Genomic DNA, 21,265 nt, shown 5'->3' with positions numbered 1-21,265 from the left:
CGAACAACTTCGTTGTTCAAGTCGTTCGCCGTCGCTCATTGGCGACTTTATTATCATAACATGTCGTTCAAGGCTTGTCAACAATCTTTTTTAAAAGGTTTTTTAAAATCAATTTGTTGAGCACGTTTTTGTCGTGTGCCTCAGCGACGAATACTAATATACCACCTATTTAAATCACTTGCAATACCTTTTCTGAAAAAAGTTTGATTTTCTTTAAAACCAGAGAAAAAACAGCCTGCACATCGTGGCAGGCTGTTCTGATCCCGTAGTCTTATTACTTTTCGCTGTGGCGCATTTGCGGGAATAACAGTACGTCACGGATGGATGGTGAGTCGGTTAAAAGCATGATCAGGCGGTCAATCCCGATTCCAAGCCCTCCAGTAGGAGGCATACCGTATTCAAGTGCTTCTACAAAATCCTCATCCATCATGTGGGCTTCGTCATTTCCTTCTGCACGCTCTTGAAGCTGTGCTTCAAACCGCTCTCTCTGATCGATTGGATCATTGAGCTCGGAGAAGGCATTGGCATGCTCACGGCCGACGATAAACAGTTCAAATCGGTCAGTGAACCGCTCGTCCTCCGGATTTTTCTTGGCAAGCGGCGAGATTTCTACCGGATGTCCGTATACAAAGGTAGGCTGAATCAGCGTTTCCTCGACAAAGTGCTCAAAGAACTCATTGACAATGTGCCCGTAGGACATATTGTCCTTTACCGGAACTTTGTGCTCTTTTGCAAGGGCAAGAGCTTCTTCCCTGCTCATTTGAGGCCAGAAATCGACACCTGTCGCTTCTTTAACCGCATCCACCATATGAACCCTTTTCCAGCGCGGCTCAAGGTCCACTTCATGCTCGCCGTATTTTACGGTTGTGCTTCCGTGAACATCCTTGGCAATGTGTGCGATCAGATTCTCAGTAAGCTCCATAATGTCATGATAATCAGCATAAGCTTCATAAAGCTCAATCATCGTAAACTCAGGGTTATGGCGTGTAGATACACCCTCGTTCCGGAATACACGGCCAATTTCATAAACCTTTTCCAGGCCGCCCACAATGAGTCTTTTTAAGTGAAGCTCTATAGCAATACGCATGTAGAGTTCCATATCAAGCGCGTTGTGGTGCGTAATGAACGGACGAGCCGATGCTCCGCCCGGGATGGAGTGCATGGTTGGTGTTTCCACTTCTAAATAGCCATGGTCATCCAGGTAGCGTCTCATGGAACGGATAATTTTACTGCGGGCAATAAAAGTATCTTTCACTTCCGGGTTCATGATCAGGTCAACATAGCGCTGGCGGTAACGCTGCTCAACATCCTTCAGGCCATGGAACTTGTCAGGAAGCGGACGGAGCGATTTGGTAAGAAGCTGAAATTCCTTCGCTTTGACGGAAAGCTCGCCTACTTTAGTTTTGAAGACGGTACCTGTAATGCCGACAATGTCTCCGATATCTATGGTATTGAACAGTTCATACTGTTCTTCCCCGACAGCATCGGTTCTTACGTAGATTTGAATTTGTCCTGTAAGGTCCTGAACGTGCGCAAAACCGGCTTTTCCTTTTCCACGCTTGGTCATGATGCGGCCGGCGATCGTTACTTCGATGCTCTTCTCGTCCAATTCTTCTTTAGAAAGGTCCTGGTACTGCTCAAGAATGTCCTTGGCATTGTGCGTACGGACATATTTTGTACCAAACGGATCTTTACCGCTTTCGCGGAGGTTGTTCATTTTTTCTCTGCGGACCCGCAGCAAATCATTTAATTCTAAGTCCTGGCTCATGGAATTCTCCTATCTTTTGCAGTTTTGTATATTAATGATTTCATATGATATTTGTCCCCCGGGAAGGGAGATGTATATTTTCGAGTTCAGCGGTTTGCCAAGAACAGCCTTGGCTACCGGGGAATCGGAGGCAATCTTGAATTGTCTCGGATCGGCCTCAAAGGGATGTACAATGGTATACGTCATTTCGTCCTGAAATTCGAGCTCAAGCAATGTAATGGTAGAACCGACTTCAGCTTTATGGCCGGGCTCTTTCTGATTTGAAAGAATTCGGGCATGAAGAAGCACGTGTTCGAGCTGCTTGATTCGCTTATCCAAAAATTGTCCTTTTTCTTCTACCGTGCATGTTTCCTTTTCATCGATCAAGCTTTTTAATTCATGCTTAAGTTTCCTGGTGCCTTCATTCGTAAGCAAAACCGTTTCTTGGGTCATTTGCTTTTCCTCCATATCATTAATAAATAATATCTTATGAAAACACCAGGAAGCAGGATTAGATAATATAAGTGCAACAAAAGCCAGAAAGAGTTCTGGCCGGTGTTATTTCCTATCGGGGTGAATGATCAGCTTACCTTGTTTACCGGCCTTGCTTCTACTTCTTCAACATAGTTAAATAGAAGCTTGCTCATTTCATCCCTTGTTGTTTTAGTATTCACTTCATTGCGGACAGTACCGGTTTGCGGAAGTCCTTTAAGATACCATGCGGCATGCTTGCGCATTTCGCGAACCGCCACATTCTCCCCTTTCAGGTCGATCAGGCGGTCCATGTGCAGCATGCAGATGTCGATTTTTTCTCGTGGTGTTGGTTCTTCGGGAATCTCTCCGGTTTCAAGGAACTTGACAGTCCGGTACAGCATCCACGGATTACCTAGTGCCCCGCGGCCGATCATGACCCCGTCCACGCCGTACGTTTCAAGCGCATGCTTGGCGTCGTGCGGAGTGGCAATGTCTCCGTTACCGATTACCGGAATGGAAACACTGTCTTTCACTTGTTTAATGATATCCCAGTTTGCTGTTCCTTCATACATCTGAACACGGGTGCGTCCGTGAACCGCTACTGCGGCACCGCCGGCACGCTCCACTGCCTGTGCATTCTGAACAGCAAAAATGTGATCCTCATCCCAGCCGACGCGCATTTTTACGGTCACCGGTTTTTGTACGGCATCAACAGTGGCAGCCACCATCTCGTAGATTTTATCCGGATCCAGCAGCCATCTTGCTCCTGCATCGCACTTTGTAATCTTAGGGACAGGGCAGCCCATGTTGATATCTATAATATCGGCATTTGTGTTCTTGTCTACATACTTTGCAGCAGCAACAAGCGATTCCCGCTCTCCTCCAAAAATTTGAAGGCTCAGGGGTTTTTCCCGCTCATCGACATAAAGCATCTTCAGCGATCTTTCGTTTTCATGCAGAATCCCTTTGTCGCTGACCATCTCTGCGCAAACAAGTCCCGCGCCAAAATCCTTTGCAATTAAACGGAAAGCTGGATTGCAGACACCTGCCATTGGCGCAAGCACTACAGGATTTTTCATTTGAATTCCGCCGATTTCTAACATCTATATCACCTCTCTTTACTTTCGGACATACTCTTGCGTTAGTTCATCTATAGGAATCTGAAAGATCGCAGCAATCTTTGACATCAGTTCTTCCTTCGGCTTCCGGTTTCCGCGCTCAATTTCTCCAAGTACGGAAACGGAAATGCCCAATTCCCTCGCAAGACCTTCCTGTGTAAAGCCTTTTAACTTTCGAAAAGCCCGGATTCTTCTGCCCCACTTTTCTTCTTCCATCTGTGTACACCTTCTTTATTCTGCAGCTGTTTGAAGAGAATCCCCAGTGGTACTTCTTCAGTACCGGGGAACGTGAGATCTGGAGCAATCTCAAGCAACGGAATCAGTACAAAAGCACGTTCCAGCATACGCGGATGCGGAATGTGCAATGTGTCTGAATGTATACGTTCACTATTATACAACAAAATGTCAAGGTCTATTGTCCGGGGTCCCCACCTGATTTCCCTGATTCTTTCCAGTTTGTTTTCAATTTTCTGGGTTATGCTCAGCAGTTCTTCTGCAGAGAGGCTTGTTTGCACCCGAACCGCAGCATTCAGGAAAGGAGGCTGGTCGGTATAGCCCACAGGGTCGGTTTCATACAGGGACGAAACCATGCGGACTTCCATGTCCGGATGGGCTTCCAGTTCTTGTACCGCCTGCCGGATGTATTCCTCCCGGTTGCCAAGATTGGAACCGAGTGAAAGATAGACCATGTTCTTCATGTCCGGCTCCTTGTTATTTCAATGGCAACCGAATCATAATGGCCGGGAATGGGCGGATCGGGTTTGACTACTTTTACGGTGCACTGCTGAACGAGCGGATAACTGGAAAGAAGGGTGGTGGCGATCGTTTCAGCCACCGTTTCAACGAGCTTTTTCGGTTCGCCTTCCACAATCTCCTTTACCGTTGCATAAACCTCTCCATAGTTGACCGTTTGCTGCAGATCATCTGTCGCGCCTGCGGGGTGAAGATCCATCTCCATGATGAGATCCACCTTAAACCGCTGCCCAAGCTTGTTTTCTTCAGGAAAAACGCCATGATACCCATAAAATGAAAGACCGTTCATATATATTTTATCCAAGTGGATTCATTCCTTTTCCAAGCATGGCATCCATCATCCTGGCCATGCGGCTCATTTCTTTTACATCGTGAACCCGGACGATGGTACAGCCGCGCTCAATTCCGAGACAGACCGTGGCGCCCGTCCCTTCCATCCGCTCATTGACAGGAAGATCGAGGGCATTGCCGATCATGGTCTTTCTCGACGTGGCGAGAAGAACCGGATAGCCCATATCCACAATCTGATTCAGATTGCGCATCGTCTCCAGGTTTTGCTCATAAGTTTTGGCAAATCCGATTCCGGGATCCAGGATGATATTCTCCGAGGTGACGCCTTCTTTCGCACAGATGGCTATACTCTTATTCAAGTCCGCAATGATGTCCGGCATCAGCTCATCATAATCACGGTCGGGACGGTTATGCATAAGGATGATTGGCACATTCAGGCGGGCCGCAGTCCCAGCCATCTTGTCATCTGCTTTCGCTCCCCACACATCATTAATAATGTGGGCTCCTGCAAGGATCGCCTTCTCCGCCACCTCCGCTTTATAGGTGTCAATGGATAGTGGAACCGGAACTTCCTTGGACACCGCTTCAATCACAGGGATGACACGGTGCAATTCTTCTTCCGCTCCGATCTTTTCACCGCCAGGGCGGGTCGATTCACCACCGATATCAATAATATCCGCTCCGTCAGCCACCATTTGCCTGGCGTGCTGTATGGCCGTTTCAATCGAATTGAATTTTCCTCCATCAGAAAACGAATCAGGAGTTACATTCAAAATCCCCATCACATGCGTCTTTTTCGACAGATCCAGTGTATACGGGCCGCAGGAAATGAGATGGTTAAAACTCTTTGTTGTGGTAGCTTGTCCCATTAAAGGCTCCCCCTTTATGCTAATTCATCAATACTCCATAAATCCTTGCTGCATGAATGGTACAAAAACAATAGTGAATGCAACACCTGTCCGCCGGCACCGGGAAAGTTTTTCCCTTCAAACGTTTTAACCGGCACCATTTCCTGAATGGAGTTGGTTAGGAAAATTTCATCAGCAGACAACAGGTCCTTTGGTGTATAAAACCCTTCCTCGGCATCCATATCAAGCTTGGCAGCTGCTGCCAGGATAAATTGCCTTGTAATACCGTTCAATATGCCTGTGCCGAGTGAAGGAGTAAACAATTTTCCATCCTTCACCCAAAACACATTGGAGACTGTCCCCTCACTGGCAAATCCGTCCTCTGTCAAAAAAAGACCTTCCTGTTCAACCGGCCTGCTCAGCTCCCTTTTTCCCAGGATGCTGTTCAGGTAGTGATGGGATTTTAAGCGGACACTGCCTTCTGGTGTATTTCTCCTCGTCTGTAGCACCACCAGTTCTTTTTCGAGAAACGGCCCTTGTTCAGGAAGCGGTTTTCCGTAAATGATAATGGTCGGCTCCATGTAGGGCTCTGTTTGAAGACCAATTTCACCGGTTCCCGCCGAGATATTAAATCGTATATAGGCATTCTTCCATTTATTGCGCCGCATTAACCGCTTGGTCTCCATCCAGGCAGCTGCGCTGTCCAGCTCATATTTGATGTTGAGCTCAACGAGCGCCTGCCGGAGACGTTCCATGTGGTCTTCCCACAGAAACGGATGGCCGTTATAGACCCGGACGGTTTCAAAAGCTCCAAGCCCATACATGTAGCCGTGGTCAAATGGAGAGATCGAAGCTTCATTTTTACTTACAAGTTTTCCATCTATTAAGAGGTACATACCTTGTTCCCTTTATTTTTGTATTGATCGATAAAATTACGGAGCAGCTGCTTGCCCGCTCCAGTCATAATGGATTCGGGGTGAAACTGCACGCCTTCCACCGGCAGGGTCTTATGCCTGATGGCCATGATTTCATCGTCCGCCGTCCATGCCGAAATATCAAAACAGTCAGGAAGCGTCTCTTTTTTTACGGTTAGGGAATGATATCGGGTTGCTGTAAACCCGTTTTCCACACCGCTGAAGATCGTATTTCCATCATGAAGAATCGCAGATGTTTTGCCGTGCATCAGACGCTCCGAGCGGATTACATCTCCTCCGAACACCTGTGCAATGGACTGATGGCCAAGACAAACACCGAATATAGGAATTTCCCCTGAAAACCGCTTGATGACATCCATGCTGACGCCCGCTTCATTCGGTGAGCAAGGTCCGGGAGAAATCATCAGATAATCCGGTTTTAGCATTTCGATCTCTTCAAGGGTAATTTCATCGTTTCTCTTGACGACCAATTCTTCTCCAAGCTCTCCCAAATATTGCACCAGGTTGTACGTAAATGAATCATAGTTATCGATCATTAAAATCATTACTCATCTTCCTCCTCTAAGCTCTGCTAAACTAATTCGCAACTTTTTTCTTCGCTTAATTCCTTGGCCCGCCAAAGCGCAGCCGCTTTTTTCAAGGACTCTTTATATTCCGCTTTTGGATCGGAGTCAATGACAATGCCGGCTCCAGCCTGAACATGGGCCATACCGTCCTTGCAGACCATCGTCCGGATCGCGATGTTCAATTCGGCATCTCCATCAAATCCAATCCATCCGATAGAGCCAGTATATACCCCTCGCCGCACGGGCTCAAGCTCTTCAATAATTTCCATCGTCCTAATTTTCGGAGCACCGGTAATTGTTCCTCCGGGAAAGGTTGCCTCAATTAAATCAAACGCGTCACATTCCTCGCGCAGCCTGCCTTTTACATTAGAAACAATATGCATGACATGCGAGTACTTTTCAATCGTCATGAACTCATCCACTTCAACACTGCCATAGGTACTTACTTTTCCGAGATCATTTCGTTCCAGATCAACAAGCATCACATGTTCCGCACGTTCTTTTTCATTTTCAATCAGGGTCATCGCGAGCTGGCGGTCCTCTTCTTCCGTCTTCCCTCTGGAGCGAGTGCCTGCAATCGGACGAGTGCTGATCTCTTCTCCTCTTTTTTTGACCAGCAACTCAGGTGAACCGCTCACCAGCTGAAAGTCGGGAGTATGAAGATATCCCATATAAGGAGAGGGATTGAAACGGCGGAGTTCTTCATAAATCTCAAAGGGCTGTGACATTAAGGGCTTGGACTGTCGGACAGAAAGGTTGACCTGAAATACATCGCCGGCAGCAATGTATTCTTTTACCGCTTTTACCGCTTCGACAAAACGTTCCTCTGACATCGAAACAGATTCATGCAGAAACGGAAAATGCACTTTTTCCACCGCTTTTTTTTGCTCGGGCGAGTGCGGCGCCGTCCATAGCTGCACATAGTTTCTCAATTTGCCTTCTGCACTGCTACGGTCCTTTTCCTTAAAATGAACCATAATAAAAAGCTGTTCTTTTTCATGGTCATAAACAAACACATCTTCAAATACCATAAGCGAAACATCAGGCAGATTCAGGTCGTCCTCCGCCTGTTCCGGAAGCTTTTCGATTTCACGCGCGACGTCATAGCTGAAATATCCGATAGCTCCTCCTTTAAAATCAGGAAGACCGGCTGGAGCATCAGTATGGAACGAGGACATCCATTCTTTAATGACAGGGAGCATATTGCCTTTCTTTGTGACGGTATTCCCTTTATAGGTCATGCTCACCTTATTGTCTTTCCCAGTAATAAAAGCCACTGGCGACAGGCCGGCAATGCTGTATCTGCCGCTTCTGCCGCTTTCGAGAAACACGTGATGCGGTTCCTCAGCCGAAAGTGCTTTATATCGTTTAAACCATTCATGTTTCGGCATGGCCAAAGTATCAAAAATAACGTGCCGATCCGACTTGCTTTGATTAGGCAAACCCTTCACTCTCCTGATCATTCTTATGGATACTATTGTAACTGATGCAGTCATGAAAGTGGTGATAAAAATCTTGCAATTTTATGGAAGAGTGACAGAAATTTGCTCATGAAAAAAGCCGACATCCAGTCGGCTTTTAGGTAATTTACTCTTTACTCTTCGTCAAATTGGTACAAAGGTGTGCTCAAATAACGTTCACCGTTACTCGGAATAATGGCGAGCACTTTTTTGCCTTTGCCAAGCTTTTTCGCCACTTTAAGAGCGGCTGCGATCGCTGCTCCCGAGGAAATTCCTCCGAGGATTCCTTCTTCACGGGCAGCGCGGCGTGCATATTCAAACGCTTCATCATTGGTAATCTGAATTACTTCGTCATACACGGATGTATTTAACGTATCCGGTACAAATCCGGCACCGATGCCCTGGATTTTATGTGGCCCCGGCTTTCCGCCTGAAAGGACAGGGGAATCGGTTGGTTCCACGGCATATAGTTTGATGTCAGGGAAAGTCTCTTTTAAGACCTCACCGGCACCTGTAATCGTTCCGCCTGTTCCGATCCCTGAAATAAATCCGTCAAGACCATCAGGAAATTGAGCAACAATCTCTTTACCTGTTGTTTTGCGGTGAATTTCCGGGTTCGCCTGGTTTTTAAACTGCTGAGCCAGAAAGTATCCGTTTTCCTGGGCTAGTGCCTCCGCCTTGCGGATGGCTCCTCCCATTCCTTCAGCTCCCGGAGTCAGAACCAGCTCTGCTCCAAAGGCGCGAAGAAGATTTCTGCGTTCCATGCTCATCGTATCCGGCATAACAATTACCGCTTTATATCCTTTGGCTGCCGCTACCATGGCAAGACCGATTCCTGTATTGCCGCTTGTTGGTTCAATTAATGTATCTCCAGGCTTTACCGCACCTTCTTCTTCGGCTTTTTCAATCATGGCGAGAGCAATTCGGTCCTTTACACTGCTTCCCGGGTTCATGAATTCCAGCTTCAGATAAATATCTGCAGCTTCTTCATCTGCCAAACGGTTCAGTTTGACAACAGGCGTTTCTCCGATTAGTTCTGTAATTGAATTTGCTATTCTTGCCAACTTAATCACGCTCCTAAATAATTCCGAGTAATTTCATTGGATTAAGTCTACCAATAATACGAATCGTCTGTCAATTCTTCTGCCCATCTTTAGACCTATAATTTTTGATTTATTTGCTTTCGGTATAAAGCTCTTCAAGATCTTCAGCAGAGAACAAATACGTTTCATTGCAAAATTGGCAGTGAGCTTCTGCCTGGCCGTCTTCTTCAATCATTGCCCGGATTTCCTCTTTACCTAATGATATGAGCGCATTGGCAATGCGGTCACGCGAACAGGTGCATTGAAACGACACTGGCATCTTATCAAGCAGCTTCACATTTTCTTCTCCAAGGAGCTCAAACAGGATTTCTTCCGGAGTAAGTCCTTTTTCCACCAGCTTTGAGATCGGTGGAATCGCTGCAATCCGCTCTTCCAAGAGATCAATAATTGTATCTGACGCATCCGGCATTACCTGAATAACAAATCCGCCGGCTGCGAGAATGCTGTTGTCCGGGTTAACAAGGACACCCACTCCTACAGAGGAAGGCACCTGTTCGGAGGCAACGAAATAGTACGTAAAGTCATCCCCGATTTCACCGGAAACCAAAGGCACCTGCCCGGTAAAGTTATCGCGCAGCCCCAAATCCTTAACGACGGAAAGAAAGCCATCTTTCCCTACCGCACGGGCAACATCCAGTTTGCCATGCTGGTTTAAATCAAAATGGACCTGAGGGTTTGTAACATATCCTCTCGTCTGTCCGTTAGGGTGGGCATCCACAATAATCGCTCCGATGGGGCCTCCCGCTTCGATCTTCACCGTAATTTTGTGTTTGTCGCTTTTCAGCATGGAGGCCATCATTGTGCTTGCCATCATCGTACGGCCCAGTGCCGCTGACGCGGTCGGCCATGTTTGATGCCTGCGCTGTGCTTCCCCGACCATGTCTGTTCCTCTCATTGCATAGGCACGAATCTGCCCGTCAAATGCGAGAGCCTTAATTAAATAATCCTGCATGTTTATCACCTGTCCTTATGTTTTCGCTCCGGAAGTGTCAAAACCACGTTCTGCGGTTTTTTGTATAGATAAGTTGAAGTCCTTTTAACGTCAAATAGGGGTCCACAATATCGATTTGCTGGCATTCCTCAGCAATAAGACCAGCCATTCCTCCGGTAGCCACTACCTTTGGATTGCTTTTTTCCTGAGCTTTTATTCTTTTAACAATACCCTCAACCTGGCCAACATATCCAAACAAAAGTCCTGACTGCATGGCACTGACCGTATTTTTTCCAATAATATTATCAGGCTTGGCGAATTCAATTCTTGGAAGCTTGGCCGCATTTTTATAAAGGCCTTCTGTAGCCACATTGATTCCCGGGGCAATGGCGCCGCCCATGTATTCTTTTCGCTCATTGATGTAGCAATAGGTGGTGGCCGTGCCGAAATCCACGATAACAAGCGGTGATCCGTAATCATGGATCGCTGCCACCGCATTGACAATCCGGTCCGCTCCCACTTCTCTTGGGTTTTCGTATTTGATGTTCAGACCTGTCTTGATGCCCGGACCGATAACCAGCGGCTTTTTATAAAAAAACTTGATGCACATCCGCTCCAGCGTCGCCATAATATGGGGCACCACCGAAGAAATAATAATGCCCTCCACTGCTTCTCGTTCAAGTTCAGCATGGCGAAAGAGGTTCAGAATCAGAACTCCATATTCATCCTCTGTTTTTCCCCGGGAGGTGCTGATGCGCCAATGGTGCTTCAATTCGTTTCCTTCATACATGCCGAGCACGATATTCGTATTTCCTACATCAAAACACAAGATCATGAAAAGTCCCCGCTAACTTTCAAAAAGGATGCCTCTGCATGAGAGACATCCTTTTTGTGATTTTAAACTTCTTTATTTTCTTCTTCGTCCTTCTTGTGGATGGTTACTTTCACATCATTTTCCGGAGAAGAGATCACTTTTCGATCTGGAAGCTTGCCGGTTTTCACAAGCTCCTTGATTTGCTCTTCGTCGAGAGTTTCTACGTTAAGCAATGTTTGGGCAATGATTTCGAGCTTATCGTTATGCTCTGTAAGAATGTCCTTACAACGCTTATAAGAATCCTTGATAATAGTCTGGATTTCCATATCAATCTCATGAGCGATTGCATCACTGTAGTTTGCCTCGTTGTTGAAATCGCGGCCAAGGAATACCTGTCCGCCCGAGGTGGAACCAAACTGCATTGGCCCCAAACGGTCACTCATACCGAATTCTGTTACCATGCGGCGGGCAATGCCTGTCGCACGCTGGAAGTCGTTATGTGCGCCTGTGCTGACTTCATTAAATGTGATTTCCTCTGCTACACGTCCGCCAAGGAGACCAACAATCTTATCAAGCAGCTCTGGTTTTGTCATAAAGTAGCGATCCTCTTTCGGAAGCATAACGGTATAACCGCCCGCCTGACCCCGGGGAACTACGGTTACTTTATGAACCGTGTCTGCGCCTTCAAGCACAAGGCCTATAACAGTATGTCCGGCTTCATGGTAGGCCACAATATTTTTCTCTTTTTGGGAAATAACACGGCTTTTCTTTGCAGGACCTGCGATAACACGATCAATCGCCTCATCGACGTCCTCCATATCAATTCTCTTTTTATTCACCCTTGCTGCGACGAGTGCCGCTTCATTCAGCAAGTTCTCGAGATCCGCTCCGGAGAAGCCAGGTGTGCGCATCGCGATGGTTTTCAAGTTCACTTCTTCGCTTAGAGGCTTGTTGCGTGCATGCACGGCAAGCACTTCTTCGCGTCCTTTTACATCTGGGCGGTTAACCGTAATCTGACGGTCAAAGCGTCCCGGACGAAGAAGGGCAGGGTCCAGGATATCCGGACGGTTGGTTGCGGCGATAATGATGATTCCTTCATTGGCACCGAAGCCATCCATTTCAACAAGCAACTGGTTAAGCGTTTGTTCACGCTCATCGTGTCCGCCGCCAAGACCAGCGCCACGCTGGCGTCCTACTGCATCAATTTCATCGATGAAGATGATACAAGGAGCATTCTTTTTGGCATTTTCAAACAAGTCACGCACACGGGATGCACCGACCCCGACAAACATTTCAACAAAATCAGAACCTGAAATGGAGAAGAAAGGAACGCCTGCTTCCCCTGCAACTGCACGGGCAAGCAATGTTTTACCTGTTCCCGGAGGCCCCACTAGGAGAACCCCTTTAGGAATTCGTGCGCCCAGAGCGGCGAACTTGCGCGGATCTTTCAGAAACTCTACTACCTCAACCAGTTCCTGTTTCTCCTCATCTGCTCCGGCAACATCTTTGAACGTTACTTTTTTCTTTTCTTCATTGTACAGTTTCGCTTTGCTTTTACCGAAGTTCATTACACGGCTGCCGCCGCCCTGAGCCTGGTTGAGCAGGAAGAAAAACAGGATGAAGATGATGACAAACGGGATGATGGAGGTGAAGAACGTTACCCACCCGCTTGTTTGTTCTTCTGGTTTAAAATCAACTTTCGCTTCTTTCGAAAGCGCGGCAAGCTGTTTCATGGATTCATCAGAATCCGGGGTATAGGTTTCGAAAACCTCTCCCTGTTTGTAATTGTCGAGCTTACCTCTGACGACATAAACGCCGCCTTCAGGCTGGTATTCGATACTGTCGACACGTCCACCCTGAATGTACTGCGTTAACTGGTCATACCGAATTTTCTTTACTTCATTGTTGGTTCCGTTAAAAAAGCTGACGACACCAACTACAACTAAAAAGATCAACAAATAGAATATGGTGTTCCGGAAGATCCGATTCATTCCTTACCTCCTCAACGACAATGAGACGATCCATTACATTTATTAATGCATGTTAAATAATACACAGAATTACTTTTCATATACTTCAGGTTTTAAAACCCCGATATATGGCAGGTTGCGGTAGCGCTCGATATAGTCGAGTCCGTAACCTACTACAAAGGCATCAGGCACGATAAAACCGGTAAGATCCGGTTTAATATCCACTTTTCTGCCTGTCGGTTTATCCAACAGAGTTACAATCTTAACTGAATTGGCATTGCGGTGTTTAAAGAGCTGGACAAGATAGCTCAGCGTAAGGCCGCTGTCTATAATATCTTCGACAATGATGACATCGCGTCCTTCCAGGGATGTATCCAGGTCCTTAATTATTTTGACCTCACCGGAAGAAACAGTGGATGCCCCGTAGCTGGATACCGCCATGAGATCAATCTCAAGATGAATATCCATCCGTTTGATCAGATCGGCCATAAAAGGGAGGGCACCCTTTAACACCCCGACTACAAGCGGAAACCGATCCTGGTAATCCTCTGATAACTGCTTTCCGAGATCCTGAATCTTTTCCTGAAGCGCTTCCTCGGAAATTAATACTTCTTTAATTTCATCATGCATGCTGCTTTGGCCTCCTAGACGTCCTGGCAGAAATTTTGAAACTGTAAGACTAACCATTGCTCGGGATCGCCTGATGGTGGAACATCGCCATGCTTTATACCCGGAATCCAAATAATGTTTCCTTCCCCGTCTTGCAGGATGGGCCATACATCGCGTTTCTCCCTCTCAAGCTTCTGGTCAATAAAAATATCTTTTACCTTCCGAGTCCCACCCTCCCCCGGCAGGGCCATTCGGTCACCGGGTTTGCGCGTTCTCGCAATGATTGGCAGACTTACACTTTTTACATCACATACAAAAACATCTTTTCCCCTTTTCTCATTCGGATACTCTTCTTTATACACAGAGGCAATCACTCCAACAGGAAGTTCCAGCTTTCCCGGGATATTCAATTCCAGCTGATAGCCGGCTTGTCTTTCGGACGGGCCAAAGACGAGCCTGCAACGGTCATAGGAACGGATGACGTGTAAATCCCGCGGAAAATGAAGTCGGCCCGAAGGATGGTCACTCCTGAGTAAAGTTAAAAAGCTTTCCTTATGTATGGAGGAAAGAGATGAAGGTGTTTGCTTATATAGATAGTTTAATATTAGTGTAATCGCCCTTTTTTGTAAAGGAATTGGCATGCCCAGAAATTTGCTTACAGAGACCTCGACCAAGGAGGCATTTTTCTCTGAAATAATCGCTTCCAGACCTTTTGCGGCCTGCTCCGTTAAATACGTTTCATCCTCATAAAAAGTTTCACTTATTTGCTGAAAGCGAAGATGAACATTTGGATTTTCTTTTTTTAAAAAGGGAAGAACATGATGCCTGAACCGGTTTCTGACATAATCGTCCGTTTCGTTGCTCGGATCCCTTCTTGGGAAAATCTTATGTACTCTACAATAATGCTCTATTTCGGTCTTTGTTATTCCTAAAAAAGGCCGAATAATGCGTAAGTCTCCAAATGGCCGGCTGGCCCGCATCCCACCCAGAGCGGTCCCTGAACCTCCTCTTGTCATCCGCATCAGGACAGTTTCCGTCTGGTCATCGCCATGATGGGCAAGAGCAAGTGAATCTGCATGATACCGTGAAACGGCCTCTGCATAAAAAGCATACCTGCATTCTCTTGCTGCTGATTGTGTACTGGACAGGCCATGCTCCTTTTTGTAGGCAGCTACGTCCACACGGGTGCTTTCGAACGGAATGCCGTTCCTTTCGCAATAAGCCTGGACATACAGAAGGTCTTCATAGGATTCATCGCCTCTCAGCATATGATCCACATGCACGGCAACGATCTTCAGGCTCTCCCCCTTTCCCCTGTTCCATAGATAATGAAGCAGCGCCATGGAATCCGGACCGCCGGAAACGCCAACGGCTATCGTCTGACCCTGCTCGATGAGCTGATGTTTTTTAATGAATTGATCGACGGCCTGCAGCATTTCCTTTCTCTCCTTATCTGGCGCAGCCTGAGATGCTTTGTCCATTTTTTTACTGTAAACCTTCCGTAAGTATAACAAAAGGAGACCGGTGCTGAAAGGATTTGCCATTTTGCATCACATGGTTTGGCTGATCAGATAAAACAGATAAACAATAAACAGGAATGAGCCTAAAAGAACGGTTTCAAACATAAATGCTCTTTTGTTCTTCTTTATTACTTTTTTATGGGTTGACCGCCGGCTTCCGACGGACGTCTGGGAGGCACCTGACACTTTGCCTCTTCCCTTATTGTTCAGGGAAGAAACCAGTTCATTGCGCATCTCTTCGGCACTTTGATATTTGCCGTACAGCCCTTTGAGCAATATCGTCTGATAGTTTGAAAGTAGCGGGCTGCTGCGCACAACGTCCTTCAGCTGCTGCCGCCCTTCTTTCTTCTTTTCAAAGCGGCTGGGAACCGCCAGATTGACCATGATCATACAGGCTGAAAACAAATCGTAGGAGGGCTCTGCCTTTCGTGTGCCCAGACCCCAATAGCCTCTGTCGAAAAATTCCGTATACTCTTTGATCGACCGTCCGATCTGCGTTGTTCCCCCAACATCAATCCAGCGGATGCGTGACGGAGGGCCCACCACCAGCAGATTATCCGGTTTAAGGTCACCAAACACCCAGCCTGCGCGGTGAAGCATACTCAAATCGGTCAGCAGCTGAACGAGGAGAATCCCTGCCCATTCCTCATTGTGGTTTTTCATAAACTGAAAGAGCGATTCTCCTTTCAGGTATTCCATTACATAAAAAGGAACCTGACCGCCATTTACCACATAGTCATCCACATCGATTAAAGAAGGCCCAAGGATTTTGCCCTGGACCCTCGAAAAATGCTTTAGCACATTCACTTCTGAGATGATCGCCATGCTGTCATGACCGGCTTTAACCGCCACTTTTCCAGCTTGTCCTGAAGCAAGATATACCGTGCCTGTAGCACCTGAACCAAGCTCTCTGATGATGGAATACTCATTACGGTGCCATTTCCCGGAGATCACATCACCGGGATGAAGTTTAAAAACCTGACCCTTCTGAGTATTCTTCTTCATCACCTGTAATCAATCTCCTTTTTTCACGCCTGTTCGTAAACTCATTGATCGCGGCCTTAATGGCCGGACCAGTCGGTGTAATGCCTCCCGACGAAATTTTTGTAAAGGCCTGGGTCAATGAATTCAGGCGGGGTGTCCAATCGATCAAAAGCTCGGTATCATCTCTTTTACCGGGAAACGCAAAAAGTGCAAATTGATTGTAGCCGATTCTCGAGTTAACCGAGATGGAAAGGTCAATCAGCGATTCCTGAACCGTGGCGAGCTTCTTTTCCATGCTGCCGGACGCATCCACGAGAATAATCAGCTCCAGATCCATTGTTTCACCAAGATCATCCACCACTTCCATCACCTCTCCCCGCTTCTCAGGAGGCAGGTCTTCAATGGTCGTCTCTTTGCCGAGTATCTGCTGAAGCTCACTGTTAATGACGCCATGAATCGTCTGGGTCATTCCCTTTTTAGTGACCATCTGCACGGTCTGCGACAGCTGGGTGGTATACACAATCTGGCTGACGCCGCCTCCGGACAGCGCAATCTCCTCGACCTCCCGAAGGCCTTTCTGATGGTATTCCGGACTGTTCTCTTCCAATATTCCTATTACATTTATCGTAATGCCATGCTCACGCGCCAGCGCCGCCATGGCGATGGGATCCTCTCCGTGATTGGAGCAGCCATCGGTAATCAGCAACACTTGACGCAGGGTACCTTTTTTCATTTCCATTAAAAAAACTCCTCTCATCGAATGCTGTTATCATCCTTGTCATCGATGAGAGGAAATATACTTTTGATCTATGAAAATTATTGAGCTTTTGGACGTTTGAGGTTGATTTTTGGGAAATGGGGGATGGAGGCCCATTTCGGAATGTTCCGGTTGATTTTGGTCACGACAACGGTCATGTCGTCTTCTATCGTGTTGGAGCCGGTGCGGATCACCTCCTCCATCAGCAGGTCTGCGACTGCCTGTGGATCGTCCGTGCCGATTTCTTTGATTTTACGCTTCATCCAGGCGTCGATGTTCTCTACATGCTTTGGCCCTTCATAAATGCCGTCACTCATCATGATGAGCAAATCGCCTGCTTTTAGCTGCTCGCTTACGACATCCACATCAAATTCTTCAATAATGCCTATCGGAAGGTTGCTCGCCTCGATCACCCGCACCTGGTCCCCCCGTTTGACAAAACTCGGCGAAGAACCTATTTTTAAAAATTTCAGCGAGGCGTCCTGCAGGTCAATCATGGCGAGGTCAAGCGTTGAAAAAATCTCATCGGTCGTTCGGAGGGAAAGCACTGAATTAACCGATTTGATAGCCACCTCTTCATCAATTCCCGATTTTAGAATCTTTTGCAGAAGCTCCAGCGTCTCATTGCTTTCCCTGTTCGCCCGCTCGCCGTTGCCCATTCCATCGGAAATCGCCACCGCATACTTCCCTCCGCCAAGCTCCATGGTGGAATGGCTGTCTCCGGAAAGCCAGGCTCCTCCCTTTGCTGCGGACGCGATGCCGGTTTCGATCACAAATTCACGTGCTGAACCAAACGCCGCATGACAGTAGCCATTCGGATAATAACCGCAATCCTCTTTTTTCACCACAATGTTTTCCTGCAGAATGTCAGACAGAAGGGGAGCAATGATTTTTTCGCACTCCCCGCTGCCATTGCAGTTGGGCAGGCTCATCTCAATATCTACATTCGAAGCTTCCAGACTGTAGACATCAATATGTCCGAGTTCAATTCCCGCACTCTGAATCGCCTCTTTTATCTGCTCTTCCTGCACCTGGTGGTTAATGTGCTCCCGCTGGATTTCTTTGGCGAAGTCCCCCATCACCTGTGATACGCCGAGCAGCTGGTTGGCCACCAGCTTCCGGCTTTCCTGAACCTGCTGCTTGAGCTGCTGGCTCGCCTGGTATTGTGACAGCTCCTTGGAGATGGCTTCTGTAATTTTTTGCGGTTTGACACAGTGCTTTTCCCACTCCAGCTTCAGCCTTCGGTCCTTAATTTCCTGATATTGTTCCTGCTCAGTCATAATCTGGGTCATCATTTCATAGGTTTTAGTAAAATTCACCGCCCAGCACTGCTCTTTTTTGAAGCACGTCTGGCAGGTTTTTTCGGTCACATTGCTTAAGAATAAATCCACCTCATGCTCCTGATATTCATCATAAGCACTTTCATTGTATGAAGCGAAGGAATGGGAAAGAGCCTGAAACATGCTGGAGAATTGCTCCACCCGGTTAGCCGTGACATCCCTGATTTTTTTTACATATTGCTGTTGTTCATTGGAATGCTCCCTTGTTCCCGGAACATAGCGCGCTATACTGTGAATCACCGCCTGTGGCGTCAGCAGGAAAAGTCCGATCGCAATGACAGATTCAATCAGCGTTTTGGCTATGGCAACGTTCCCTTCTCCATAGAGGCCGATCAGCAAGGTTCCAATCAGCAGACCGATCCCCACACCAAACCGCTTTCCTTCCTTCAGCAGACCGCCCAGCAATCCCGAAAAGGCCAAAAGGCTCATCTGATAAAGACTGCCCACATTTGCCAGGCTCAGAATTAAACCTGTTACCACCCCAACGGTTGAACCAATGGCGGCTCCGCCTACAAACGCGAACATCAGTACCAAATATCTGGAGACGATATGCTCCACAGAATAATGATGGATTTCCCAGCCGATGGTCCCGGTCATGACAGAAGCCAGCAGAATCATAAAGCAAATAATTTCCTCGTTCTTTAAGGACTGAGGGATCCGTTTTAAATTCAATAATGGAATACTTTGTAAAAAGATAAGGGTCAGCACAAGGGAAAGGCCCGCCTCAACCGCACCCATCATATATTGGCTGATCTGGGGTGGCCCTGAAGTGAAGAAGATCGTTCCGGCCCTTGCCGTGAAGCTGCTCAGGAATACGACAGCCGGCACCCATCTCATACGGTTCTTTGTAAATATGTCTGCCGCTTTCTGATAGATGGCATATACAACAACGCCCGCGAGTATGTAAAGTGCGTTCATGGGCACATGAGACAGCGCTCCGGCTACAAGCGCCAACAGAGCAAATCCCGTCCGCTCTTTGCGTAAAATAAAAACAGAAGCAATCAACGGCAGAGCAAAAGGAGTAATTTCTGACAAAATCATGGCTCGTCCAAGCAAGAAGCCGATCGCAAACAACAACAGTCTCCAATTCAACAGTACACCTTCAACTTTACTCATGAAGCGCTTGCCTATACCGTTTGACACACTTTGTGTTTTCTCTAGCCAAACCATTGCCCGCATGGGTTCCATCACATTCCTGTCCGCCTTCTGATACATCCTCCACACCACCCCGTTTAGTTTTGTGTGTCCCATTATAACCACAGGCGATTCACATTTTTTGTCAAACGGTTAGAGCATCTCCCAAAAACTTCTCGACGAACAAATACAAAAAAACTGTAATTGCCTTGAACAAATACAAAATACATAAACAGACACAAAAAAACCCTGCATTTGCGGGAGAAGTGTTTCTCCGGAAAATGCAGGGTGTATCATTCTATGTATTGGTTTTTTTCAAAAAAAAAAATGGTTCTTTTCTTCGAAAAAACTTGGTGACCCGTACGGGATTCGAACCCGTGTTACCGCCGTGAAAGGGCGGTGTCTTAACCGCTTGACCAACGGGCCAATGTGCTTTTTTTGTAGAAAAAATGGTAGCGGCGGAGGGGATCGAACCCCCGACCTCACGGGTATGAACCGTACGCTCTAGCCAGCTGAGCTACACCGCCATGTTAAAGACACAACTAGTATATTACAAGAAGGCATGCCCCCTGTCAACGCTTTTTTAAAAGTAATAAGGAAAAAGTTTGGCAGAGGTGTATTCGTAAGCTTTGTTGCTCTTGATAGAGGTTGATTTCCGTTCCAGGATGCTCGCTTTCCGTGGGCGGGCGCTGAGCCTGGCCGGCGTAATCGCCTACTTCCTCGTCTCTTGGTGCTAAGGATCGGCGAAACGCCCTCCTGGTCTCATCTGTCCCGCTTTCCCCACTGGAGTCTCGCACCTTGCACTACAACCAACCGGTCAATGAAGTTTAAAAAGGTCTTACAATGCAAATCTTTTAAAAAGGTTTTTTGCAAAAAAAAGAAAAGGCCTCTCTTTTAGAAGAGAAGCCTTGGATATATAGTATAAGGTCGTGAAGCTTGAGCATTCAAATCAGCAGCTTGTTAGCCTCGGCGAGCTCCGCGTCCGCCACGTTTTGACTCAGTTTGGCGTTTTAAAGTTGCCAGACGGTCTTCACTGTCTTTTAAGAATTTACTCATTTTATCTTCAAATGTTACAGCCGTGTTAAAACCACCATTGCCGCGAGGTGAACCTTTGCGCTGTTTGTTGAATCCGCCTTTTGACGGTCCAAAACCACCGCTTTTCGGGGCGCCATAACTTCCTTTGTTCGCTCCGTAGTTACTTCTCACCGGTGCCGGATTATCTTTTGCTTTCTTGATGGATAAGCCGATTTTGCCATCTTTTTCGATATTCATGACTTTAACTTCGACTTCGTCTCCAACTTTCAGGTGGTCGTTAATGTCCTTAACATAGTTGTCTGCAACTTCGCTAATGTGCACAAGTCCGGTTGTTCCCCCTGGCAGCTCGACAAACGCTCCAAAATGAGTAATCCCTGTAACCTTACCTTGCAACTTGCTGCCTACTTCAATTGACATGAAGAAAATGCTCCTCCTTAGGTATTCATAAGTTTACTTTATTATACATTATACATGTGTAAAATTCGGGATGTCAATCCGACGAAGATCCTTGTGTTTTAAACACGATCTCCCCCTTCTTGGACATGAATAAATCACGCCGCGCGATTTCCCCGATATAATCAACGTCTTTTAGTTTATGCGCTTCCTCTTTAAGTTGTGCTTTCTTTTCCTTGGTTTGCGCCAACTTGGACTTTAGCTGCTTTTCCTGCTTCCCTTTTTCTGCAAGGGTAGACATTTGTGATGTGATCGTTGAAAGCATGGCAAACGCGAGAACTGAAAAAATGACCAGGAAAGCTGCCAGCCTGCGGTATAAACCACGTTTCCTTTTTGCGTCAATCTTTTGCTGGAGATGATGTTCCTTCACGTAGCCCGTATTTAATTCAGTGATATTCTCTTTATTAAACTGGACCATGTACA

General features: G+C 46.9%; 21 protein-coding genes and 2 tRNA genes. All 23 read right to left on the bottom strand.

Annotation, left to right across the window (positions count from 1 at the left end; all coding sequences use genetic code 11):
* Nucleotides 1-274 precede the first annotated feature (274 nt).
* The 23 genes from lysS to QYB97_RS23540 all read right to left on the bottom strand — a co-directional run bounded on the left by lysS (nucleotide 275) and on the right by QYB97_RS23540 (nucleotide 21,260).
* The gene (gene lysS / locus QYB97_RS23650) at nucleotides 275-1,768 is read right to left on the bottom strand and encodes a lysine--tRNA ligase (RefSeq protein ID WP_301168460.1); all 1,494 of its coding nucleotides are present in this window, start codon (nucleotides 1,766-1,768) and stop codon (nucleotides 275-277) included.
* 9 nt (nucleotides 1,769-1,777) lie between these two features.
* Nucleotides 1,778-2,200, bottom strand: coding sequence for a GreA/GreB family elongation factor (locus tag QYB97_RS23645; RefSeq protein ID WP_301168459.1), 423 nt, complete (start codon nucleotides 2,198-2,200; stop codon nucleotides 1,778-1,780).
* A 128-nt stretch (nucleotides 2,201-2,328) separates the two neighbouring features.
* The gene (dusB, locus tag QYB97_RS23640) at nucleotides 2,329-3,324 is read right to left on the bottom strand and encodes a tRNA dihydrouridine synthase DusB (RefSeq protein ID WP_301168458.1); all 996 of its coding nucleotides are present in this window, start codon (nucleotides 3,322-3,324) and stop codon (nucleotides 2,329-2,331) included.
* Nucleotides 3,325-3,339: 15 nt separating this feature from the next.
* Nucleotides 3,340-3,555 carry a helix-turn-helix domain-containing protein gene (locus tag QYB97_RS23635; RefSeq protein WP_301168457.1) on the bottom strand — a complete coding sequence of 72 codons (216 nt, stop codon included), beginning with the start codon at nucleotides 3,553-3,555 and terminating at the stop codon, nucleotides 3,340-3,342.
* Nucleotides 3,507-4,037, bottom strand: a complete 531-nt coding sequence (gene folK / locus QYB97_RS23630) for a 2-amino-4-hydroxy-6-hydroxymethyldihydropteridine diphosphokinase (protein WP_301168456.1) — start codon at nucleotides 4,035-4,037, stop codon at nucleotides 3,507-3,509. The genes QYB97_RS23635 and folK overlap by 49 nt, the downstream gene beginning before the upstream one ends.
* A complete protein-coding gene (gene folB, locus QYB97_RS23625) occupies nucleotides 4,034-4,396 on the bottom strand; it encodes a dihydroneopterin aldolase (protein ID WP_301168455.1) in 363 nt (120 codons plus the stop codon). Before folB ends, folK begins: the two co-directional genes overlap by 4 nt.
* Entirely contained in the window at nucleotides 4,389-5,252 is an 864-nt protein-coding gene (gene folP, locus QYB97_RS23620) for a dihydropteroate synthase (protein ID WP_301168454.1), read from the bottom strand. Before folP ends, folB begins: the two co-directional genes overlap by 8 nt.
* Before the next feature lie 14 nt (nucleotides 5,253-5,266).
* Nucleotides 5,267-6,127 (bottom strand): aminodeoxychorismate lyase, encoded by an 861-nt coding sequence (gene pabC / locus QYB97_RS23615; protein ID WP_301168453.1) that lies wholly within the window; start codon nucleotides 6,125-6,127, stop codon nucleotides 5,267-5,269.
* Nucleotides 6,115-6,711: an aminodeoxychorismate/anthranilate synthase component II gene (pabA, locus tag QYB97_RS23610; RefSeq protein WP_301168452.1), complete on the bottom strand. Its 597-nt coding sequence runs from the start codon at nucleotides 6,709-6,711 to the stop codon at nucleotides 6,115-6,117. The genes pabC and pabA overlap by 13 nt, the downstream gene beginning before the upstream one ends.
* 26 nt (nucleotides 6,712-6,737) lie before the next feature.
* Nucleotides 6,738-8,123, bottom strand: a complete 1,386-nt coding sequence (trpE, locus tag QYB97_RS23605; protein WP_301168463.1) for an anthranilate synthase component I — start codon at nucleotides 8,121-8,123, stop codon at nucleotides 6,738-6,740.
* A gap of 203 nt (nucleotides 8,124-8,326) precedes the next feature.
* Entirely contained in the window at nucleotides 8,327-9,256 is a 930-nt protein-coding gene (gene cysK / locus QYB97_RS23600; RefSeq protein WP_301168451.1) for a cysteine synthase A, read from the bottom strand.
* A 109-nt stretch (nucleotides 9,257-9,365) separates the two neighbouring features.
* Nucleotides 9,366-10,247 (bottom strand): Hsp33 family molecular chaperone HslO, encoded by an 882-nt coding sequence (gene hslO / locus QYB97_RS23595; protein ID WP_301168450.1) that lies wholly within the window; start codon nucleotides 10,245-10,247, stop codon nucleotides 9,366-9,368.
* 37 nt (nucleotides 10,248-10,284) lie between these two features.
* Nucleotides 10,285-11,061, bottom strand: a complete 777-nt coding sequence (locus QYB97_RS23590) for a type III pantothenate kinase (protein WP_301168449.1) — start codon at nucleotides 11,059-11,061, stop codon at nucleotides 10,285-10,287.
* Nucleotides 11,062-11,123: 62 nt separating this feature from the next.
* A complete protein-coding gene (gene ftsH / locus QYB97_RS23585) occupies nucleotides 11,124-13,031 on the bottom strand; it encodes an ATP-dependent zinc metalloprotease FtsH (protein ID WP_301168448.1) in 1,908 nt (635 codons plus the stop codon).
* Between the two features lie 69 nt (nucleotides 13,032-13,100).
* Nucleotides 13,101-13,640 carry a hypoxanthine phosphoribosyltransferase gene (hpt, locus tag QYB97_RS23580; protein ID WP_301168447.1) on the bottom strand — a complete coding sequence of 180 codons (540 nt, stop codon included), beginning with the start codon at nucleotides 13,638-13,640 and terminating at the stop codon, nucleotides 13,101-13,103.
* Nucleotides 13,641-13,654: 14 nt separating this feature from the next.
* Nucleotides 13,655-15,055 carry a tRNA lysidine(34) synthetase TilS gene (tilS, locus tag QYB97_RS23575; protein ID WP_301168446.1) on the bottom strand — a complete coding sequence of 467 codons (1,401 nt, stop codon included), beginning with the start codon at nucleotides 15,053-15,055 and terminating at the stop codon, nucleotides 13,655-13,657.
* 114 nt (nucleotides 15,056-15,169) lie between these two features.
* The gene (locus tag QYB97_RS23570) at nucleotides 15,170-16,144 is read right to left on the bottom strand and encodes a serine/threonine protein kinase (protein ID WP_301168445.1); all 975 of its coding nucleotides are present in this window, start codon (nucleotides 16,142-16,144) and stop codon (nucleotides 15,170-15,172) included.
* Nucleotides 16,110-16,856: a vWA domain-containing protein gene (locus tag QYB97_RS23565; protein WP_301168462.1), complete on the bottom strand. Its 747-nt coding sequence runs from the start codon at nucleotides 16,854-16,856 to the stop codon at nucleotides 16,110-16,112. Before QYB97_RS23565 ends, QYB97_RS23570 begins: the two co-directional genes overlap by 35 nt.
* Before the next feature lie 83 nt (nucleotides 16,857-16,939).
* A complete protein-coding gene (gene spoIIE, locus QYB97_RS23560) occupies nucleotides 16,940-19,435 on the bottom strand; it encodes a stage II sporulation protein E (protein WP_301168444.1) in 2,496 nt (831 codons plus the stop codon).
* A 270-nt stretch (nucleotides 19,436-19,705) separates the two neighbouring features.
* Nucleotides 19,706-19,780: transfer RNA gene (locus QYB97_RS23555), tRNA-Glu, on the bottom strand.
* 24 nt (nucleotides 19,781-19,804) lie between these two features.
* A tRNA-Met gene (locus QYB97_RS23550) sits at nucleotides 19,805-19,881 on the bottom strand.
* A gap of 433 nt (nucleotides 19,882-20,314) precedes the next feature.
* Complete coding sequence (locus QYB97_RS23545) at nucleotides 20,315-20,806, bottom strand: S1 domain-containing RNA-binding protein (protein WP_301168443.1); 492 nt, start codon at nucleotides 20,804-20,806, stop codon at nucleotides 20,315-20,317.
* Nucleotides 20,807-20,879: 73 nt separating this feature from the next.
* Nucleotides 20,880-21,260 (bottom strand): FtsB family cell division protein, encoded by a 381-nt coding sequence (locus tag QYB97_RS23540; RefSeq protein ID WP_301168442.1) that lies wholly within the window; start codon nucleotides 21,258-21,260, stop codon nucleotides 20,880-20,882.
* Nucleotides 21,261-21,265: the final 5 nt, after the last annotated feature.

Origin of the sequence: Fictibacillus fluitans (genome assembly GCF_030418125.1) — a bacterium.
Classification (GTDB): Bacteria; Bacillota; Bacilli; order Bacillales; family Fictibacillaceae; genus Fictibacillus_C; species Fictibacillus_C fluitans.
This window is presented reverse-complemented; position numbering and strand designations above follow the sequence as displayed.

Excerpts from the sequence above, each read along its gene's own strand:
- QYB97_RS23645 (WP_301168459.1), bottom strand. The coding sequence starts at position 2,200 with ATGACCCAAGAAACGGTTTTGCTTACGAATGAAGGCACCAGGAAACTT.
- lysS (WP_301168460.1), bottom strand. The coding sequence starts at position 1,768 with ATGAGCCAGGACTTAGAATTAAATGATTTGCTGCGGGTCCGCAGAGAA.
- QYB97_RS23565 (WP_301168462.1), bottom strand. The coding sequence starts at position 16,856 with ATGAAAAAAGGTACCCTGCGTCAAGTGTTGCTGATTACCGATGGCTGC.
- trpE (WP_301168463.1), bottom strand. The coding sequence starts at position 8,123 with ATGCCGAAACATGAATGGTTTAAACGATATAAAGCACTTTCGGCTGAG.
- QYB97_RS23570 (WP_301168445.1), bottom strand. The coding sequence starts at position 16,144 with ATGAAGAAGAATACTCAGAAGGGTCAGGTTTTTAAACTTCATCCCGGT.
- hpt (WP_301168447.1), bottom strand. The coding sequence starts at position 13,640 with ATGCATGATGAAATTAAAGAAGTATTAATTTCCGAGGAAGCGCTTCAG.
- tilS (WP_301168446.1), bottom strand. The coding sequence starts at position 15,055 with ATGCTGCAGGCCGTCGATCAATTCATTAAAAAACATCAGCTCATCGAG.
- QYB97_RS23545 (WP_301168443.1), bottom strand. The coding sequence starts at position 20,806 with ATGTCAATTGAAGTAGGCAGCAAGTTGCAAGGTAAGGTTACAGGGATT.
- ftsH (WP_301168448.1), bottom strand. The coding sequence starts at position 13,031 with ATGAATCGGATCTTCCGGAACACCATATTCTATTTGTTGATCTTTTTA.
- folP (WP_301168454.1), bottom strand. The coding sequence starts at position 5,252 with ATGGGACAAGCTACCACAACAAAGAGTTTTAACCATCTCATTTCCTGC.
- pabA (WP_301168452.1), bottom strand. The coding sequence starts at position 6,711 with ATGATTTTAATGATCGATAACTATGATTCATTTACGTACAACCTGGTG.
- hslO (WP_301168450.1), bottom strand. The coding sequence starts at position 10,247 with ATGCAGGATTATTTAATTAAGGCTCTCGCATTTGACGGGCAGATTCGT.
- folK (WP_301168456.1), bottom strand. The coding sequence starts at position 4,037 with ATGAAGAACATGGTCTATCTTTCACTCGGTTCCAATCTTGGCAACCGG.
- QYB97_RS23590 (WP_301168449.1), bottom strand. The coding sequence starts at position 11,061 with ATGATCTTGTGTTTTGATGTAGGAAATACGAATATCGTGCTCGGCATG.
- QYB97_RS23635 (WP_301168457.1), bottom strand. The coding sequence starts at position 3,555 with ATGGAAGAAGAAAAGTGGGGCAGAAGAATCCGGGCTTTTCGAAAGTTA.
- dusB (WP_301168458.1), bottom strand. The coding sequence starts at position 3,324 with ATGTTAGAAATCGGCGGAATTCAAATGAAAAATCCTGTAGTGCTTGCG.
- pabC (WP_301168453.1), bottom strand. The coding sequence starts at position 6,127 with ATGTACCTCTTAATAGATGGAAAACTTGTAAGTAAAAATGAAGCTTCG.
- spoIIE (WP_301168444.1), bottom strand. The coding sequence starts at position 19,435 with ATGTATCAGAAGGCGGACAGGAATGTGATGGAACCCATGCGGGCAATG.
- QYB97_RS23540 (WP_301168442.1), bottom strand. The coding sequence starts at position 21,260 with ATGGTCCAGTTTAATAAAGAGAATATCACTGAATTAAATACGGGCTAC.